General features: G+C 73.9%; 12 protein-coding genes. 3 read left to right on the forward strand and 9 right to left on the reverse strand.

Annotated features, from left to right (window positions below; all coding sequences use genetic code 11):
- Nucleotides 1-136: 136 nt before the first annotated feature.
- Complete coding sequence (locus ACWEQL_RS04565; protein ID WP_452148674.1) at nucleotides 137-1,357, forward strand: MFS transporter; 1,221 nt, start codon at nucleotides 137-139, stop codon at nucleotides 1,355-1,357.
- A 54-nt stretch (nucleotides 1,358-1,411) separates the two neighbouring features.
- On the opposite strand, the gene ACWEQL_RS04570 is transcribed toward ACWEQL_RS04565, so the two are convergent.
- The 5 genes from ACWEQL_RS04570 to ACWEQL_RS04590 all read right to left on the reverse strand — a co-directional run bounded on the left by ACWEQL_RS04570 (nucleotide 1,412) and on the right by ACWEQL_RS04590 (nucleotide 12,473).
- On the reverse strand, nucleotides 1,412-3,649 hold the full coding sequence (locus ACWEQL_RS04570) for a hypothetical protein (protein ID WP_452148675.1): 2,238 nt from the start codon (nucleotides 3,647-3,649) through the stop codon (nucleotides 1,412-1,414).
- Nucleotides 3,646-4,887, reverse strand: a complete 1,242-nt coding sequence (locus tag ACWEQL_RS04575) for a VWA domain-containing protein (RefSeq protein WP_452148676.1) — start codon at nucleotides 4,885-4,887, stop codon at nucleotides 3,646-3,648. The genes ACWEQL_RS04570 and ACWEQL_RS04575 overlap by 4 nt, the downstream gene beginning before the upstream one ends.
- A complete protein-coding gene (locus ACWEQL_RS04580; RefSeq protein WP_452148677.1) occupies nucleotides 4,884-7,505 on the reverse strand; it encodes a DUF5682 family protein in 2,622 nt (873 codons plus the stop codon). Before ACWEQL_RS04580 ends, ACWEQL_RS04575 begins: the two co-directional genes overlap by 4 nt.
- Nucleotides 7,505-8,629 (reverse strand): AAA family ATPase, encoded by a 1,125-nt coding sequence (locus tag ACWEQL_RS04585; protein ID WP_452148678.1) that lies wholly within the window; start codon nucleotides 8,627-8,629, stop codon nucleotides 7,505-7,507. The genes ACWEQL_RS04580 and ACWEQL_RS04585 overlap by 1 nt, the downstream gene beginning before the upstream one ends.
- Before the next feature lie 79 nt (nucleotides 8,630-8,708).
- The gene (locus ACWEQL_RS04590; protein WP_452148679.1) at nucleotides 8,709-12,473 is read right to left on the reverse strand and encodes a DUF4132 domain-containing protein; all 3,765 of its coding nucleotides are present in this window, start codon (nucleotides 12,471-12,473) and stop codon (nucleotides 8,709-8,711) included.
- 247 nt (nucleotides 12,474-12,720) lie between these two features.
- On the opposite strand from ACWEQL_RS04590, the gene ACWEQL_RS04595 reads away from it, so the two are divergent.
- A complete protein-coding gene (locus tag ACWEQL_RS04595; RefSeq protein ID WP_452148680.1) occupies nucleotides 12,721-14,415 on the forward strand; it encodes an FAD-binding oxidoreductase in 1,695 nt (564 codons plus the stop codon).
- Between the two features lie 214 nt (nucleotides 14,416-14,629).
- On the forward strand, nucleotides 14,630-15,088 hold the full coding sequence (locus ACWEQL_RS04600; protein ID WP_452148681.1) for a hypothetical protein: 459 nt from the start codon (nucleotides 14,630-14,632) through the stop codon (nucleotides 15,086-15,088).
- 62 nt (nucleotides 15,089-15,150) lie between these two features.
- Here ACWEQL_RS04600 and ACWEQL_RS04605 read toward each other — a convergent pair whose 3' ends face one another.
- From ACWEQL_RS04605 to ACWEQL_RS04620, 4 genes are all read right to left on the reverse strand, one after another.
- Nucleotides 15,151-15,786, reverse strand: a complete 636-nt coding sequence (locus ACWEQL_RS04605) for an SMI1/KNR4 family protein (protein ID WP_452148682.1) — start codon at nucleotides 15,784-15,786, stop codon at nucleotides 15,151-15,153.
- A 465-nt stretch (nucleotides 15,787-16,251) separates the two neighbouring features.
- Nucleotides 16,252-16,413, reverse strand: a complete 162-nt coding sequence (locus tag ACWEQL_RS04610; RefSeq protein ID WP_452148683.1) for a hypothetical protein — start codon at nucleotides 16,411-16,413, stop codon at nucleotides 16,252-16,254.
- Nucleotides 16,414-16,778: 365 nt separating this feature from the next.
- Nucleotides 16,779-17,609 (reverse strand): RICIN domain-containing protein, encoded by an 831-nt coding sequence (locus tag ACWEQL_RS04615; protein ID WP_452148684.1) that lies wholly within the window; start codon nucleotides 17,607-17,609, stop codon nucleotides 16,779-16,781.
- 598 nt (nucleotides 17,610-18,207) lie between these two features.
- Nucleotides 18,208-18,903, reverse strand: coding sequence for a DUF4241 domain-containing protein (locus ACWEQL_RS04620; RefSeq protein WP_452148685.1), 696 nt, complete (start codon nucleotides 18,901-18,903; stop codon nucleotides 18,208-18,210).
- Nucleotides 18,904-18,950: the final 47 nt, after the last annotated feature.

The raw sequence follows: 18,950 nt of genomic DNA on the forward strand, positions 1-18,950 counted from the left end.
CGCGATCCGGAGTGGCGGAAGGTCCGTGCCGTTCTCCATCATGCACTGGTGCGTGGCGGATTGACGATGCGTCAGTAAGCGGAGGGTTCCGTCCCGCCCCTACCGTCACTCCCGGGTCGTACCCGATACTTGACGCGTGACTGACACCGAGGCTCCCACCCCGACTCCCGTACGGCTCCTGCTGACCGGTCGCTTCGGGTGGTTCTTCGCCGGCAGAACGGTGGACCTGGCCGGCTCGTCCATGACGACCGTCGCCCTCGCCCTCGCGGTTCTCCAGGTCTCGGGCCGGACGGGCGACCTGGGTATCGTGCTGGCGGCGGACATCGTGCCGACGCTGGTACTCCTGCTGGTGGGCGGTGCGGTGGCCGACCGGATGAGCCGGCGGGTGCTGCTGATATCCGCCAACCTCGTCTCGGGCACCCTGATGGCGACCATGGCGATAACCCTGATCACGGACAACTACAGCCTGCCCGTCATCGCCTCACTCGCGTTTCTGAACGGAGCCGTGGGGGCCTTCAGCAATCCGGCCCTCCGTGGCATCGTGCCCGAACTCGTCGAACGCCACGACCTCCAGCGGGCCAACGCGCTGCTCGCCAGCACCCAGAACACCGTACGCATTCTGGGACCGGTCATCGCGAGCATCCTGGTCACCACCGTCGGCGGCGGTTGGGCCCTCGCCGTCGACGCGATCTCCTTCGGACTCGCCGCGCTGGCCTTCACCCGGATCCCCGGCACGAGCCGCCCGCCGGCCGCGGGCCAGCCGCTGTGGCGGGACCTCGTGGACGGCTGGACCGTGTTCCGCTCCCTGCACTGGGTCGTCGTCATGGCCCTCTCGTTCGCCATGATCAACGCGTTCAACGTCGGCCCCTGGAACGTCCTCGGGCCGGACGTCGTCTCGGACGAGGACGGTGCCCTCGGCTGGGGCGCCGTCCAGGCCGTCCGGGCCGCCGGACTGCTGGTCATGAGCATCGTCGCGGTCAAGATCGTGCTCCGTCGCCCGCTGCGCGACGGCAGGCTCTGGGGCACCCTGGCCGCCCTGCCGCTGCTCGCCCTCGGCCTGTCCGGCGACGCCTGGGTGGTGGCCGTCGCCGCCTTCGTCGGCGGACTCGGCTTCTCGGTGGCCGCGATCACCTGGGAGAGCACCCTCCAGGCGGCCGTCCCCCAGGAGAACCTGTCCCGCGTCGCCGCCTACGACGACCTGCTCTCCTACCTGGCCATCCCGCTCTCGCAGATCGCGGTCGGCCCGCTCGCCCGCGAGTACGGGGCCAAGGAGGTCTGTACCGTCTGCGGCATCGCCTACATCGCGGCCTGCCTGTTCCCGCTGCTGAACAAGCAGGTCCGCACCCTGAAGTCATGAGCGGCCCGGTGCCCCCGGTAGGACGTCGACGTTCTGTCCTACGGGTGGCGCTGCTCAGGAGGGGAGGGCACCACCTCCCCGGCGGTGGAGCTCGGCGCTGACGGTGAGCCGGATCTGGGCGTCGGCCCAGGCGGTGGTGGAGCCGGCCGCGCCGCCCGTCCGATGGGCGGCCAGGAAGGAGCGCAGCAGGGCTCCCGTGGCGGAGAGACCGACGCGTTCCAGGCCGGTGGCGGCGTCGTCGAGGCGGGTGAGGGCCGGGCGGTCCAGGTGGCGCAGGCCCCGGTGGGCGGCGTCGGCCAGCGCGGCAAGGGCGTCGTCCAGTGCTCCGCCGATCGGGTCCGGTGCCGGGGTGGCGGCGCCCGCCAGGACGGAGGTGCCCTCGCCCGGGGCGAGGTCCGGCACCAGCACACCCGTGCCGGTGAGCACCGCGATCGGCTCCAGCACCAGCCCGCCGCCGGATCGGCGCACCACCGCGCTGAGGTGGCTGACCCCGTCGGCCCCGCCCGTCCCCGGTGACCCGCCCGCCCCGAGCGCACCGGCCAGCGCGTCCAGGGCGCCCGGGCAGACCGGGTCGTACGCCGCCGAGACGGTCGCCGTGACGCCCGCCGCGTCCCGGACCGTGGCGTGCAGCCGCTGCTCGCCCGGGTGGTAGCCGACCTGCTCGACCCCGGCGATCTCCACCACGTGCACCGCCTCGGCGGTCACCCGGGGGCGGATCAGCCGGGGCGGAAGGGCGTCCAGCCGGGCCGCGTGCGCGGCGAAGTCCCGGACCAGCAGCGGCTCCGGGAGGTCCGCCCAGGAGGCGCCCACCGGCGTGACGCTGGTCCCGGCCACCCGGCCGCGCCCGATGAGCACCGTCCGGCCGGCCGTGCGCGAGGCGTTCTCACTGACCAGGTTCGCCGCGGCCAGCGACCGCAGCGTGCTGCCGAGCAGCCGTCGGCCCGCCAGTGCGGACCCGGTCGTGCCCGTCGGGGCGTCCTGCGCCACCTCCCACTCGCGGCGCAGGGTCAGCACCACCCCGGCGTCGGCGTGCGCCAGGTAGACCTCCGCCGTCCGGCGCTCGCCGGATCCGCGCACCCGGCAGCCCAGCGAGGTCAGCCTGACCCGCCTCAGCGGCGTCTCACCCGCCTCGCGGAAACCCAGCACCTCACCGCGCACGGCCGTGTCGCCCGAACCGGCCGCCCGGTCCCGGGCGTACAGCTCACCCAGCAGCAGGGCCAGCCGCTCCGCCCGGTACGCCGCGCCCCGGGCGGCGTGGTCGTCCAGCTGCTCGACGACCTCGGCCATCGCCCCGGCCGGCCAGTGCAGCGCGGCCGCCGCCAGCCCGTCGCGCCCGCGCCGCAGCGCACCGGTGAACACCGGCCCGGCGTGCGTCACACCCTCGCGCAGCAGCTCGTCGGCGAGCCCGACCGCTGCTGCCAGCTCCTGCTCACCGCGCCGGTCCCGGCCGTCCCGGTGCGGGCCGCCGACGTCCAGCTGCACGTACGGCCCGCGCAGGCCCCGTTCGTCGGCGGCCCGGAACGCCAGTACCGCCAGCGCCACCATCTCGCCCCGCCGGTCCGCCGCGGCCTCGGTGATCGCGTACCCCAGCTCGCCGGGCACCGGGAAGCGAACGGTGCAGGTCGGCAGCTCGGCCCGGACGGCACGGTCGTCGGTGGTCGCGCCCACGGGCCCGGTGCCCCCGGCCGGCACGCCGCCCTCGGCGGATCCGGCCGGCCCGGTGGAGGGGGCGGCGACGGCGGACGGGCGGTGGAGGCGGGCGGTGAAGCCCCGCTCCGCCATCCGCCGGGCCGTGGCCAGTGCCCGCGCCCCGACCGCGGCGATGAGCGCCCGGTCGTCGAGGGCCCCTGGCGACCAGTCCGGTGCTGGTGCTGGTGCCGGTGCCGGTGCTGCTGGTGCGGAGGCCCGGGCGGGCACCTCGGCGGACGGCTCCGGCGCGGTGCCGGGGGCCGCCGGTGCCGCATCCGCCGGTGCCGGGCCCGCCGGTGCCGTACCGGTCGCCGCAGCGTCGTTCCGCTGCCGCTGGTACGCCAGGACCAGCCCGATCCGGTGCCGGCAGACGCCCGCGGCGCCGCAGGCGCAGCTGCCCGTGTCGAGGGAGCCGCCCGGCGGCAGCGAGGTCGCGGTGCCGTCGGGGAAACGGCCGGTCAGGGTGGAATCGGGCGCGACGGACAGCTCCGGTACGACACCGGCGTCGAGCTCCTTGGTCGCCCGCTTGACCAGACCCCGGTTGGCGAGCGCGGCGAGGGTGCCGGCGTCCAGCGCCAGCAGATCGGTGCGGACGGTGCTCATCGGCCCAGCCTCTCGGCGACGAAGTCGGCCAGCTGACCGGGCGTCATGGCGCCCACCTGCGCCCCGACGTCGGCCAGTCGCTGGCCGAGCGCCCGGTCGTAGGCGGGGTTGGCCTCCTCGTCCAGCGCGGCCAGCCCCAGGACGACGGTGCCCTGCTCGACCAGCCGCCGTACGGAGCGCACCAGCCGGTACGGGTCGCCGCCCTCGTAGAAGTCGCTGATGACGGCGAATACGGTGCGGCGCGGGTTCTCGATCAGCCCGGCCCCGTAGTCGACCGCCCGCGCGATGTCGGTGCCGCCGCCGAGCTGGACCCGCATCAGCAGCTCGACCGGGTCGGTCACGTCGGCGGTGAGGTCCACCACGCCGGTGTCGAAGGCCACCAGATGGGTCTTCAGCCCCGGCAGGCCCCAGAGGCAGGCGGCGGTGACCGCCGAGTGGATCACCGAGTCGACCATCGAGCCGGACTGGTCCACCAGCAGCACCAACTGCCACTGGTCCAGGTGCCTGCGGGTGCGCGAGTGGAACCGCGGCTGCTCGATCAGCAGCCGCCGCTCGGCCGGCCGGTAGTGGCGGAGGTTGGCCCGGACGGTGCCGCGGAAGTCGAAGTCCCGGGCGAGCGGGAGCCGGCTCGGCCGGCGCGAGCGGGTGCCGGTGAAGGCCTGCCGGACCTGCGGGTTCAGCTGCTCCAGCAGCCGGCGGACCACGGCCTCCACGATCCGCCGGGCCAGCCGCAGCACCTCCGGGTTCATCAGGTGCTTGGTGCGCAGCACCGCGCGCAGCAGGGTCTGGTTCGGCTCGATCCGCTCCAGCACGGTCGGGTCGGTGACGATCTCGTGGATCTCGTACCGCTCGACGGCGTCCCGCTCCAGCCGCTCGACGGTCTCCTTCGGGAACAGCCGGTGGACGTCGTCGAGCCAGTCGACCGTGGTGATCACGGACGCGCCGTCGCTGCCGGCACGGCTGGTCGCGCCGCGCCGCACACCCCGGCGGGCCTGCTCGGGGTCACGGCCGTACAGCCAGTCGAGCGCGGCGTCGCGGGCCGAGGCCTCGGCGCCGAGCGGACCGGTGCACGACTCGGCGGGCGAGCCGAGGATCAGCCGCCACCGCTCCAGCCCCTGGTCGGGGCCCGCGGTGCCGCCGGACGTCGCGGCCGGGGTCCGGCCGGCCGGCGGCGGGCCAGCCGTGCGGTCGGTCGCCGGGGTCCGGGAGGTCGCCGGCGTGCGGTCGTCGGTGCTCATCGGCCGCCTCCCAGGCCGTAACGGGAGAGCAGGCGCTCCACGTCGTCCTCCAGGTGCTTGGCCCGCGCGATGAGCAGCGGGTCGGTGGTGGTGCGCAGCAGGGCCCGGGCCGAGCCGCGCAGGCCGCGCCGCTCGATCAGCAGCCGGGCGATCCGCTCGCGCTCGCGGGGCGGGAAGAAGGCGAAGGCCTGGCGCAGCGCGGGGAGCGCGGTCAGGAACCCGGCGTCGGTCATCTCCCCGACCAGCCCGTCCAGCAGGTCGATCAGGGACGAACCGCCGCCCGGCGGCGCCCCGGCCGGATCGAGCACCTCCTCGCGCGCCAGGGCGAACAGCCCGGCCAGCCAGTCGCCGAGGACCTCCGGCCGTGCGGCGGCCCGCACGGCGGCGTGGTCGACGGGCTCGCCCAGCGCGCGGCGCAGCCCGACGGCGCCGCCGCGCAGGTCGGGCGGCGCCTGCTCGTCCGCGGCGATCCGTCGGCAGACCTCCAGGGCCGCCCCGCGGGGCACGGACAGCAGCGGCTCCGCGTGGCGCAGCGCGTCGCGGACGGCGGCGAGCGCGCCCAGCCGCTCCAGGTCCGCGCCGCCGGAGCCGTGCAGCCCCTCCAGCAGCCAGAGCAGGCGCTCGACCGCGCGGTCGACGACGGCGCCGAGCAGCGGACCACGGGCGGCCCCGTACACCCGGTCGTGCCGCCAGAGGCCGAGCGCGGTCGCGAGCACCGTACCGAGCGGCCCGGGCTCGCGGAGCTCCCGCACCCCCTCGGCGAGCGCCGTGATCAGTCGCTCGGAGAGCCCGTCGGCGCCGCAGACCACCGCGTCGAACAGCAGCCCGGCGAGCGCGCCGGCGTCCTTGACCGCAGGCGCCCCGAGGGCCGGACCCGGGGTCCGGACGGCCTCCGGCCCGTGGTCGGCGGCGCCGCGGAGGCCGCGTGCGCGCAGGGCGAGGGCGACGGTCGCGGCCTCCTCCAGGGTCGCGCCGTAGCCGCCCGCCTCGATCAGCGCGGCCTCCCGGCCGGCTGCGGGCACGGCCTCCCAGCGTTCGGCGAACACGGGGTCGGTCCCGTGCGCGGGGCCCGCGGTGCGCTCGAACCCGGGCACCCCCAGCACCCGGAGCCGGTGCAGCAGCCGACTGCGCGTCAGGTCGTCCGGGTCGGTCAGCCGCAGGGTGACGGCCTGTCCCGCGGGCGCGTCCAGGCGGTGGGCGGCGAGCTGCGCCCGGACGTCGAGGACGAGCGGTGGCATCGGGGTGTCGGGGTGCAGCCGCCCGGTGCGCTCCCCGGAGCAGACGGCGACCAGCTCGACCACCACCGGATGGCTGCCGGGTGCGAGTGTGCCCCGGCCGGTCCACGGCAGCGGCCGGTCGAGGTCCTCGCTGATCAGCGCGCCCGCGAGACCGTCCAGGACGTCGAGCCGGGACGGCCGGGGGTGGCCGCGCAGCGCGGCGAGGCCCTCCGCCATGCTCCGTGCGGCGATCAGGTCGGCCGTGGAGACCGGGTGCCGCCGCTCCCGCAGACGCCGGGCCACGGCGCGGAACAGGCCCTCGGCGGCGGCCGGACCGCCGTGCTCCCAGACCTCCTGGTGGTAGCCGGGCGAGGGCATCCCGGACTGGTAGCCGGCGAAGGAGTCCAGCTGCCGGAAGGAATAGGGGACCAGGAAGCTCCCGCCGACCGAACCCTCCGGCGGGGCGGGAACCGCGGGGAGCCCGGGGACCGCGGGCAGGGCGGGGCCGCCGTCCGCGTCGCCGTGCGCGGCACCGGCCGGGCCGTCCGCCAGGTCGGCGGCCAGCAGCGCCCGCAACGCCGGCCGGTGGAACCCGCCGGTGACCACCAGCACGCCCCGCCCCGCCGCCTCGGCGACGGTCGCCCGCACCCAGTCGGCCATGTACCGCTCGCGCGCCCGGTCACCCGGGTCCGCCTCGGCGTCGCCCCGCAGCAGCTCGAAGTACGCGTCGAGGCGCTCCGCCAGCGGCGCCGGGCCCTCGGTCGCGGGGCCGCCGCCGGTCGCGGGGCCGCTGCCGGTCGTGGGGTCGCCGGTCGTCGGTCCGTCCTCGGCGACCGTCGGGCCCTCTCCGGCGGCGATCGGTCCCTCGGCCGCGGGCCCCTCGAAGAGCCGGTCCCACAACGCGTCCACCGAGTCCACCGCGAAGCGCGCGCAGAGCCGCGCGGTGACCTCGGCGTAGCGGGCCTCCGCGTCGGCGTAGCGGTTCGCCCGCTCCGCGAACGCCGGGTGCCAGGCGGGCAGGTCGATGAACCGCACCTGCGCGCCCGCGGCCCGCCCGGCCGTCAGCGCCACCCACTCGGGCGAGTAGTCGCACAGCGGCGTCCAGGACGTGGCCGCGCGCTCCTCGTCCCGGTAGTGGCTGAACACGGCGACCGGCAGCCGGTGGCCGAGCAGCAGCTCCTCCAGCCGGTCGTTCATGTCCACCGGCCCCTCCACCAGCACGAACGCGGGCCGCGTCCGCTCGATGGTCTCCGCGACCAGCCGCGCGCAGGCGGGGGAGTGGTGGCGCACCCCCAGGAAGCGGACGTTCCCGGGCAGCGGCCGCCCCTCGTACGGGGAACCGGCCTCGCGTGGGGAACCGGCCCCGCGCGGGGTACGCGCCGTGGGCAGCGGAACGGTCATCAGCCCCCCAGCAGGTGCCGGGCGGCGTGCAGGGCCTGCCACTGCGGGCCGCCGCGGTGCGCGACCCGCTGTTCCAGGTAGCGGCGCAGCCGGGCCAGGTCGTCCGGGTTGTCCTTGGCCGCCGTGCCGGCCAGGCAGGAGACCAGGTCGGCCGCGTCGCCGGGCTCGCGGCGCAGGAACCAGCCCCGGACGCCGACCGCGTGGGCCACCGACACCGCCTCGGCGGTGCTCATCACCGCCGAGAGCCGGTCGGTGCCGGCGCCCTCCCGGGTGGTGCCGGTGCGCAGCTCGCGGAAGGTGGTGACGAGCACCTCCAGCACGTCCCGGTCGGGCGGCGCCTCGACGCCGGAGCGGCGCAGCAGGGTGGCCGCCTCGGCCTCGACCAGCGCCAGCTCGGTGTCGAGGTCGGCGATCGGGAACACCGTCTCGAAGTTGAACCGGCGCTTGAGCGCGGCGCTCATCTCGTTGACGCCCCGGTCGCGGGTGTTGGCGGTGGCGATCACGTTGAAGCCGCGCCGGGCGAACACCATGCCGTCCGGCCCGTCCAGTTCGGGGATCGCCAGCACCCGCTCGGAGAGCAGGGAGAGCAGCGAGTCCTGCACCTCCAGGGGGCAGCGGGTGATCTCCTCGAAGCGGACGATCTGCCCCTGCGCCATGCCCTTGAGCATCGGCGCGGGGACCAGCGAACGCGGCGAGGGGCCCTCGGAGACCAGCAGCGCGTAGTTCCACGAGTACTTGATCTGGTCCTCGGTGGTGGACGCGCCGCCCTGGACGGTCAGCGTGGAGGTGCCGCTGACGGCCGCCGAGATCAGTTCGGAGAGCAGGGACTTGGCGGTGCCGGGCTCGCCGACCAGCATCAGGCCGCGGTTGGTCGCCAGGGTGACCAGGGCCCGTTCGACCAGCGCGGTGTCGCCGACGAACTTGCGGGCGACGCCCTGCTGCTCGTCGCCGACGATGAACCGGCGGGCCGCCCGCAGACTGAGCCGCCAGCCGGGCGGGCGCGGGTCGGTGTCCTCGGCGCGCAGCGCGGCCAGCTCCTCGGCGTACCGGACCTCGGCGGGCGGGCGCTGCAGGGCGTCCTCGTCGCCGAGGGCGTCGCCGCCGGGGACGGTGACGGTGGTCATCGGTGGGGTCCTCTCCTCTGTGGGGCCGGTTTCGTGGGGTGCGGGGGCTCGGGCTCCTCGGTGACGAGGACCCTCGGGCTCAGGCCTTGGCGCCGTCGGCGGGCGTGGTCAGCTCGGTCAGGTCGGCGAGTACCTCGGAGACGATCACCGGGTCGAGCCGGCCGAAGGTCAGCGTGTACTCGTTGCGCGACCAGTAGTCGCACGGCCGGGTGTCCAGCCAGACCGTCTCCAGCTCCTGGTCGGGGAACTCGTCGATCATGCCGACCGCGATGCCCTGGCCCAGCCCGATCACCAGGTGGCGGTCGCGCCCCAGCGGACGGGAGAACCAGCGCTCGACGCCGGCGTCCTGCGGCTCGCCGCGCTCCCAGCCCCGCCTCTGCAGGCCGAGCAGTCTGCCCGCCGGCACCGTGATCCCCTCGAAGCGGGTCAGCCGGTGGCTCGCCGCCTCCGCCTCCGTGGCCCGCAGGACCGGCCGGCCGAGCTGCGGGAAGGGCTGCAGGATCTCGTAGTCGGCGAACAGCTCCGACCAGGCGGCCAGCCGGTCACCGAGGTGCAGCGGGTGGGCGATCCGGACGGACGCGTCGTCGGCCAGGGTGAAGAGCTCGTCCTCGACATCGGCGAAGGTACGGTCCTCCGCGACCCGGAAGGCGATGACCTCGGTGCCGGCCGTACCCCCACCGCTCGTACCCCCACCGCTCGCGCCCTCGCCGCCCGTACCCTCGACGGGCGTCTCGGCGAGCCAGACCACCCGGCGCACCAGGTGCCAGAGCAGCGGGTGCGCCACGAACAGCGAGCGGAACTCCTCCGCCGTCCACGAGCGCTGCCCGACCATCGCCGCCTCCAGCCGGCGGACCTGGTCGGCGGCGACCGTGCGCACGTCCTTCTTCAGCGCCGCGAACCGCTTGCGCTCGGCGGGCGCCAGAACGGCGTCGTCCCGCACGCCGGGGACGGGCAGGTCCTTGCGGCGCTTGCCGTCCGCGTCCAGCACGTACGGGCGCAGCTGCTCGTCGAAGCCGACGGTGAAGCGGCGCGGGCCGTAGTCGACGACGGTGCTGCCGTCGGCGTCCAGCCCGAAGTCCGGCACCAGGCGGTCCGCCAGCTGCTCGCCGGTCAGGCCGAGACCGGCGGCGACCTCGGAGATCTTGTCCTGGGCGCGGGTCTTGAGCCCCTTGAAGCCCACCCGCTGGGCGATGCCGTGCAGGTGCAGCAGCGCCACGTCGGTGCCGATCTCGGCCAGTACCTCCAGGCCCTCCACCGCGCGCTGGTGGGCGCTCTCCCCGGGCCAGGCACGGATGACCGGGGTCAGCCGGCGGACCACCTCGTCGTCCCCGAGGACGCCCAGCGCCCGCAGCGCCCAGGCGTCCTTGGCCGGCATCCCGGCCAGCCGCCACCGTTCGAACAGCCCCCAGGCGAAGGCGGACGCGGACTCCGCCGTGCACAGCTCCGTCACCAGGCCGAGGCCCGGGTACACCGCGCCCGGCTTGGAGACGGCGAGCATGGTGACGACATGGCCCGCGGCGGTGTCCGGCAGCGCGCCGCCGGAGCGCAGCAGCAGCTGCGGCACCAGCAGCGGATCGGCCCAGTCGCCGACCGCCGGCATCCGGGTGGGCAGCGCGGCCTGGAGCGGGTCGGCCAAGAGCTGCGCGTCGATCGCCGCGAGCGCCTCGGGCCCGTACGCCTTCGCCGCCGCGCGGACCACCTCGGCGCCGGCGGACGCCGCGATCAGCCGTAGCGCCTCCTCGGCGTCCAGCCGGACGCGGCCGGCCGGACCGACCGCGTCCGGCACCAGCAGTTCGGCGGCCGCCGCGGCGTGCCGGACGAACCAGGCGCGCGCCGTGACGCGGACCGATTTGAGGCGGCGCAGCCAGTCGGCCATCGCCCGGGCGACGTCCAGCCCGACGAACGGCAGCAGCAGCGGGGCCAGCGACGACGGCTGGGCGGTGGCGGTGAACAGGGCGGGCCGCAGCGCGGCGACCCCGTGCCGGGCCACCACCCGCCGCATGGTGTCCAGCGCCTCGTACATGTACTCGGGCTCCAGCTGCCAGTTCGCCAGCAGCGGCTCCAGGAGCTCGGCCGGGCCCTCGACGAACAGCCGGGCCTGGTCGTAGCAGTTCAGCCGGCCCTGCCGGTAGGAGGCGGCCAGCTGCTCCCAGTTCTCCGAGGAGCCGCGGTCCAGGGGCCAGGGGGTGAGGGCGGACCACTCCTCCCGCTCGTGCGGACGCCAGACCACGTCGGTCCCGGCGGGGGTGGTGAGGCCCCTGACCACCTGCCCCTTGGCGGCCGTGCGGCGGCGCGTCCACGGTGGGCTGCTCAGCAGGGCGGGCAAGGTCTCGACAGGGACGGCGGCGACCCGGGCGGCCCGCTCGGTCAGGGGCGCGACCACCTCGGCGACCTGGGCGTCCAGCTCCGGCAGGGCGGCGAGGACCAGGTCGTGGTGGGCCTCCACGTGGCCGGTCAGCAGTCGGCGTGCCAGGGCGGCGTCCGCGTCGGTGCCGGTCGAGGCCGGTGCCAGCAGGCGCACCGCACGCAGCGGGTAGCGGCGCATCGCGGAGACGAGGGCGGGGCGGGAGCTCTTCTCGCCGATCCGCGCCAGGAGGATGGCGAAGGCCTCGTCCGAGGGAAGCTCGGCCGCCGCGTTGACGAGCACCTTGGCGGTGTCGGCGTCCAGCCAGCCGCTCAGTTCCTCCGCCAGCATCGGTGCGACGGCCGGGCCGATGCCCTCGGCGACGGTCGCGACCACCGCCGCCGACCAGCCCTGCCAGCCCAGGCGGGCCTGGCCGCCCAGCCGCTCGACCTGCTCGGCGGAGCCGAGCGAGCAGAACAGCATCGAGCGCAGCGTGGCCGTCGCGGGCCGGTTCGGCCCGCCCTCGGCGCAGCACTCGGTCACCCAGTCGGCCCGGTCCGGCGCGAGGTAGGCGGAGACGATCCGGCGGCGCAGCCCCGTACGGCGCTCGGCCAGGGCGGTGACGGCCGCGTGGTGGGTCGCGTCGTCGGCGACCGCCAGCAGGGCGCGGACCCGGTCGGCGGCGGGCCGGAAGCCCACCGGGTCGAAGCGGTCGCTGTCCTGCGGGGGCGTGCGCATCCAGGGGTTGCGCTGCCGTCCGCCGTGCCACTCGCTGCGGAAGTCCAGGTCGTACAGCTCGACCACGGCGCAGGCCGCGAACGGAAGGCCGTGGGTGGTCACCCAGGCATCGACGAACGGGCGCAGGTCGGTGTCCCACCGGTGCACCACGGCCGTCGTCACGGCGGCGCCCACGGGGTCCGCGGCGCCGTCGAGGTAGGCGCGGGCGGCCTCGGCGAGGTGCGCCTCGGTGCGCTTGTTGCCGAGGGCGGTGTCGATCCACGTCGCGTTGTCGGCGAGGAGCGCGCGGATCCGCTCGGCGGCGTCCCGCGCGGGGGCGGCGACCGAACGGCGGACCCCGCCGCGCCGCGGGTGCACCAGGCGGTGCCAGGCCTCGGGGAAGGTGAAGGAGGTCTCGTCGGGGCGGGCGACGGGCCCGGCCGGCGCGGGACGCGTGGGCTCCCCGGCGGGCGCGGCCTGCTCGGCGGGGGCGGCCCGGTCGACCGGAACAGGTGCTGCGGGTGCGGGCGCGGCGGTGACGGGGTCGGGGGCGCCCGGCCCGCCGGCGGGGCCCTCGGTGCCCACGGCCACGTACCCCTTGCCCTGCTTCTCCGCGATCACCTTGATGAGGTGCTTGAGCGCGGCCTGCGGGGAGTCGAGTTCCTTGAGCTGCTCACGGCCGGCCGTGCCGATGCGTCCGTAGCGCACGGTCACGGTGCTGCCGTCGACGGCCACCTCCCAGAACTTCGCCGAGCTGCCCTCGGTGTACTCAAAGCGGCGCACGCGCCCCTCCTCGCTCTTCGGATCGTCGCTTCGAACGGCCTTCCGACCGGACGCCGAGACAGTAACCGAGCCCACCGACAATCCCGGGGGCCGGGGGTCGCGAGGCTTGCCGAGCTGGGAATCCGCTGTCCCTGGAGAAGAACTCCAAAAGAACGTACTTTCACATTAATTCGCACAGGAATTCACTTCCTCGAATTCCGTGCTAGCGTTCGGCTGCCATCGTCCAGCCGAGTCGAGAGGGTGAGCCGTGACGAGTCAGGAAGTCTCCCGCCGTGGATTTCTGGGCAGTGCCGGAATGGCCGCCGCCGGGGCCTCCGCGAGCGCGTTGGGGCTGGCCGCGGCCGCCCCGGCGCGGGCCGACGGACCGGACACGTCCCCGGGTGGCGGCGGCCCACCGGCCGCCCGGGCCGCGGACGAAGCGGCGGAGGGGCGCACGGTCCTGCCCGGCGACCCGCGCTACCGGACGCTGAGTCAGGGGTTCAACCAGCGCTGGATCAGCACCCCCTCCTCCATCCGGCTGGTGGGGAACGAGAACGACGCCGTCCGGTCGCTGGTCGACGCCCTCTCGGAGCGCAAACGCCCGACCGTCCGCGGTGGAGGCCACTGCTACGAGAACTTCGTCGACAACGACGGCGGCGTGATCCTCGACCTCAGCACCATGAACGGCGTGTACGAGGGCCGGGACAAATTCGGCGGCGCCACCTATTGCGTCGAGGGGGGCGCCACCAACTGGGACGCCTACACCACCCTCTTCCGCACGTACGGCGTCACGATCCCGGCCGGCTCGTGCTACTCGGTCGGGGCCGGCGGCCACATCTGCGGCGGCGGGTACGGCCTGCTCTCCCGGCGCCACGGACTCACCGTCGACCACCTGGTCCAGGTCGACGTGGTGACCGTGCGGCGCGGCGAGGTCGCGGTGACCCGCGCCCACCGCCGCGACCCGGAGAAGTCCGCCGAACGCGACCTGTTCTGGGCCCACACCGGCGGGGGAGGCGGCAACTTCGGCGTCGTCCTGCGCTACCACTTCACCCGGGAACTGCCCCGGCCGCCGGCCCAGGTCTGGCTGTCCAGCGTCGCCTGGCAGTGGGCGGACCTCCTCAAGCACCCGGAGGACTTCCGCACCCTGCTGACCAACTACGGCACCTTCCTCGCCGCGCACAGCGGCCCGACCGAGACGATCTACCAGGGCCTGTTCAGCCTGCTGCACCTCTCCCACCACAGCAACGGCGAGGTCGTGCTGACCACCCAGTGGGACGGGGAGCGGCCCGGCCCGCTCGACGAGTTCCTTGCCGCCCTGGAGAAGGGGATGCAGTCCGAGTCCTCCGTCCAGACCCGCAGCGTCGGCCGGCTCCTGCTGCCCTACCCGGACAAGCGCCGCCGGATGCCCTGGTTCCAGGCGACCATGACGCTCAACGGGTCCGGCCCCAACCAGCGCGGCAAGTACAAATCGGCGTACCACCGCAAGCCCTTCACCGACGCCCACATCAACGCCTTCTGGAAGTGGCTCACCAGGGACGAGGGGACTCTCGACCTGACGCAGACCCTGGTCCAGATCGACTCCTACGGCTGCCGGATCAACACCCACGACCCGGCCGGGACGGCCGTGCCCCAGCGCGACTCGATCATGAAGCTCCAGTACCAGACCTACTGGACCGACCCCGCCCAGGACGACGGTCACCTCACCTACCTGCGCGAGTTCTACCGCGAGGTGTACGCCGCCACCAAGGGCATCCCCGAGGTGAACCCCAAGGGCAAGGACACCCACACCGACGGCGCCTACGTGAACTACCCCGACATCGACCTCGGCACCACCGCCGACCCGTCCCCCGCCTACCAGCGGCTCTACTACAAGGGCAACTACACCCGCCTGCAGCGCACCAAGAGGACCTGGGACCCCGAGAACGTCTTCCATCACGCCCAGTCGGTCACCCTGCCGTCCTGACCGATCACGCAGAGACATGTCGACCATTCGGTGAACGGATGATATCGGGATGAAACGGTTCAAGTAAAGGGTCTTGGCGGTCACTTGGCGTGAGCCAGGGTGGCCTGCCGACTGCCCTCGTGAGGGTGGCTCAGGGCCCGCGCGTAGCGGGTCGGGCTCTCAGGTGTGGAAACAGCCGGTGCCGGCGCGATCACACCGGCGGCTCCGGACGCCGTTGCGTGGGATTGCGTCTGCCGGGACCGGTGTTCCTTCCGGGCCGTACCGGGCCTGGCGCTACTTCGATCCGGCTGGTCTTGCGGAGACCCTCACCCGCCAGTACCAGGAGTTCAAGGACGCAGGCGACGCCCGCGGGGCCGGGCGGGCCCCGCTGCCGCCCCTCGGCAACCCGGAGCTGGCGCTGATCCTGGCCGGCGTGCCCGACGCGCTCGCCGAGAGCGGCGGCGACCTGTACGCGGTCATCCTCAACGTCGCGGCGAACGCCTGGATGGCCGGCCACATCCACGGGGAGGACGGCTGCAACGGGTGCCGGGGCAGCCGCGGTCCGGCCGGACACGACTGGGACGCCCGGATGAAGGCCATCACCGCGCAGGCCCCCGACATCGAGAAGTGGTTCGACCCGCAGGTGTGGACCCAGGCCCTGAACGACAGCGGCTTCGCCGTCACCCGCCGCTGATGTGGGTTCTCGGCTTCCGTGCCATACGGGCAACCATGCGGCCTGCGGCTTCATCTCCGCTCTCAACCGGGTGACGCGGCTTCGGATTCTCGGGGTCGTGACAGATCCGCGCGATCGCGATGCCGCCTCTCCAAGCGGTCGACCGGCGCTCGCAGGGCGGGTGAGATCAGTTCCAGGTCACGGTTGTCGCGCCCGGCAAGCATGTGGTCGAGCCAGCGTTCGTACCAGGCCAGGAAATCGGCGGCCGACGAGACATTGGGACCCCAGAAGCCGTCGGCCTTTCCGGTGACGACGCGGCCCGCCAGGGGACCGGTGATGCCAAGAAGCACCAGGTCGGAGCACCCCGCCTCGATGATGTGCAGGAACAGGTCACTTCGGTGAGACGGGCCGCCGGCGAACGTGAACCCCCGAGGGCGGCCGGGCTCGCCGCGGGGGTCCATCGTGAACAGCCGGCATGACCGCAACGGCAGCAGGCCGTAGAAGGGCGATGCGCCGCCCCCGCCCAGCGTGGTCAGGAAGCCGCGGTAGGGGTCGGGCAGTTCGATGTGGTGGTCGGCCTCGAACTCGGCGACTTTCGCGTCCGGCAACGGGGGTTCGAGGCGGAACGCGTGCTTCTCTTCACCGAAGGAGTAGCTTCGCAGCGCGGCGTAGGGCACCTTGGCGAGCTTGCGTCGGATGCGGGCGATCCGGGAGTCCATGCGAACTCTTCTCTTTGTCCCCCGCAGGCTACCTGCTCCGGACGGCTGCCTTGTCGCATCGAGCTTGTCTGTGGATCTCGCGACGAGCTGGTTGCCAGGTCGAGCACATCGCGTCCGCCTGGTTCGGGTTGGCGGCCAGTGCCTGCCGGTACTGGGCGTCGAGCTCGCGCCGGCTACGCCCGGATCGCGCGTGACGCCGCCCGGTCAGGCAGCCGTGGAAGACCCCCGGAAGCGTGACAGTTCCCCATGATCGCCGTCCGGCCCCGCATCCGTCGAGTGCACCGCCCTTCCCCGATCCTTGCGAGGCGTTCAGGCTGCGGCCCCCAGACATGCCCTCCGACGTGGCCTCGGCCGTGACGGCGGACGGACTCCGGACGGTGGGCAAGCGGCCGGAGAGGACAACGCGGTGGGCCCGGAGACCTCCCCGATCGGGGAGGTCTCCGGGCCCACTGTCCTCCGCGCGATCTACGCCTTGGCGCTGCAGGCCCGAACAGCCTCGAAGGCGTAGCGGACGATCTCGGCCCAGGCGGCCTCGTTGGACGACGGCTGCTGGGTCAGCCACGCCGCCCTGCGCCCGGTGATCACCTCGGCGACGGCCTGCGCCTGGCCGACCAGGTCCTGCTCCAAAGGGGCGATGTCACCCCCTGCGGACCCCGATGACCGAGCCGTGCAGGAAGTAGGAGGTGCCGATGTCGATACCGCGCCAGGCGCTAGCGAGCGCGGTGGCCACCAGATTCGGAGCCAGCCCGTCTTTCACGCCGTTGCCGTGCAGCCACATCAGCGCCCGGCGGTGGTGGACAGCGCGATCCGCGCTGCCGCTCAGGCGCGTCGAGATGGTCCTGCTGCGCAGCCCGGGCTCGTCGGGCAGCGGATCGTGTGGTCGGGGCTGATCAGGAGGGCACTGGCCGTGCTGTCGAATTCTCCCTGTCGAAGTAGGGCCTCCTGTCGGGGGTGCTCGTCGAGGGCGACCCGCAGCCGCGGCCGACGCGTCGTCACTCACCGCCCTCCACCGAGATCAGGATCGTGCCGGGGAGGGATTCGTCCCAGTCGCCCTCGACGCAGACGGGGGTCGTCAGGCTGAAGCCGAACGCGGAGTTGATGTTGTCCACCCAGACGCGCCCGCTCTCCAGGGCGCACCTGTGCTGGTGGGCGTTGAAGGACGCCGAGGGGCCCGGACCGTGTATGGAGTAGAGGTCGTAGTCCACTTCGTTGTCGTGGTGGTAGTGCGACATGAACACCACCACCGTGCCCGGGGGGCACTCCACCGCGGGGGAGCCCGACGCGGGGTAGAGCATCTCCGTTTCGGTGGAGGGGGTGCCCTGGACGAGCAGCTCGTAGGCCGTGTTGTTGGTCACGACCGTCACCAGGTTCTGGCACGACCCGTTGCTGATCCAGTCCTGCCACCAACCCTGCCCGCCGTACGGGTCCTTGACGATCGGTAGTTGGGCGGTCGACGACACCACCGGGGTGCCGGGCTGGTCCTGGCTGTTGAAGACCGAGAGGGCGTTGCCGTTCATCATGCTCCGGATGAAGCCGTCACCGCAGATCGCCCAATGCTGGTTGGCGGCGCCGGTGCGGGTGTTGATCTGGATCTCGGCTCCGTTACCGGGGTCCGATCCGCGGATCTCGGCGACCAGTCCGCTCTTCTGGTTCTGGAGGTAGAGGCCGTCCACGTAGGTCCACAGCTGGTCCTCGTTGTCGGTCGATTTGGACGGCCATATACAGAGCCCGGTTCCGGGCTCGGTGGACGCCCCGTAGACGGAGAGCACGAAGATCTCATCCTCGGTGAGCCAGCTGGTGATGAAGGACGTCTCCGTCGACACCGTCCGGGCTGATCGCCGCGCCGTCGGTGCCGGCCTCGCTGCTACGCTGCCACGTTCCGTCATTGCCTCGGTCCTCCTCCTCAGATGCGGGAGTCGCACGGGTGGAGTGTCGGTCGACCTGCGTCGCCCCCTGTGGTCGCCCCGCTTCTCAGCGTAGGGCGGGGCCTCGTTCGACCGCGAGTCGGCACGGCGGCCGCGGTCGGGGGCGGGGGCCGTGGGCCCCCACAAGCTCGACATCGACCACGTCGTCCCGCCTGCCGTGGCCTGGAGGGTGGGGGCGGACAGCTGGAGCGACGACCAGCGCAAGGCGCTGGCCCGTAGACGGCGCGGGTGTTCAGGTTTTCACCCGTTGCCGACAAGCCGCTCCCATGCCCCCCCGGCCATGTCCCGCTCCTTTTCCGTATCCGCATGTCGAACGGGCTGAACTGTAGACGAACCCCGTGACACGGAGGGTCCGGCGGTCAGCCGTCGGATGGGCGTTCCGGGCCGGGGTGTCCCGCCCGGGACGCCCTTCACGAGCAGTCGATGGGCTGGTCGGTAGAAACCCCCGACACGGTGGCAGGGGGCGGAGGGCCGGGCTGGCTCTCGCCAGGCCGTCTCAGTCCCACGGGCTGGTGGGCACGTCGCCCGGGGCGACGATCACCGCGATCTCGCCATCGCGGGCACGGCCTGCCCAGACCTGGCCCCAGCCTTCAGGGACGCCGAAGGTCAGCAGGTCGGCCCGGCGTTCCTCGTCGTGGGTGAGCTCGAAGCAGCCCTCGCAGAGGCCTTCGGTGTCCCGCCCGATCGGTGGGCCGCCGAAGCCGGCTCCGTCCACGTCCGTCAGGTACCGGTGGAAGGGTTCGGTCAGCGGTTGCCAGGCGGTGGCGTCGGCGAAGCAGCCCATGGCGTCCTCCGCCTCGAATCCCGCGCCGGCAGCACGCAGGGCCGGGTCTTCACCCACGCCGAGGGCGAGCTCCCACGTGACCACCGGCTCGTCGCGCACGCGCAGGCGCGTCGCGGCGCACTCCCGGAATTCGTTGTAGTAGCCGCCGGAGAGGTGGGGCCAGTTGGCCCAGGAGACGTCCACCGGGTACTCGCCGGGCGGGATGCGGAATGCGAGCTCGCGCGGCAGCCCGGTGATCCAGGGCGAGTCCACGACCAACCGGCCGCTCGGAAGCCGGATTGCGGCGACCTCCTGCACCTCGGCGATCTCGATCCAGCTGTACGGGGTGTGCGGATCGCCGCCGATCCGCAGGCCCGGTGTGAACAGTCCGTCGAGGTACTCGCGCGTCTCCGGCCTGACCTCGGCCATTCCCGCCCCTTCCTTCTCACTTCTGTGGCACCTGCTGGCTCGGACGA

The organism is Kitasatospora sp. NPDC004240 (assembly GCF_053603215.1).

Bases quoted from the DNA above. Each gene is read 5' to 3' on its own strand.
- ACWEQL_RS04585 (WP_452148678.1), bottom strand. From the start codon at position 8,629: ATGACCACCGTCACCGTCCCCGGCGGCGACGCCCTCGGCGACGAGGAC.
- ACWEQL_RS04580 (WP_452148677.1), bottom strand. From the start codon at position 7,505: ATGACCGTTCCGCTGCCCACGGCGCGTACCCCGCGCGGGGCCGGTTCC.
- ACWEQL_RS04575 (WP_452148676.1), bottom strand. From the start codon at position 4,887: ATGAGCACCGACGACCGCACGCCGGCGACCTCCCGGACCCCGGCGACC.
- ACWEQL_RS04605 (WP_452148682.1), bottom strand. From the start codon at position 15,786: ATGGACTCCCGGATCGCCCGCATCCGACGCAAGCTCGCCAAGGTGCCC.
- ACWEQL_RS04620 (WP_452148685.1), bottom strand. From the start codon at position 18,903: ATGGCCGAGGTCAGGCCGGAGACGCGCGAGTACCTCGACGGACTGTTC.
- ACWEQL_RS04570 (WP_452148675.1), bottom strand. From the start codon at position 3,649: ATGAGCACCGTCCGCACCGATCTGCTGGCGCTGGACGCCGGCACCCTC.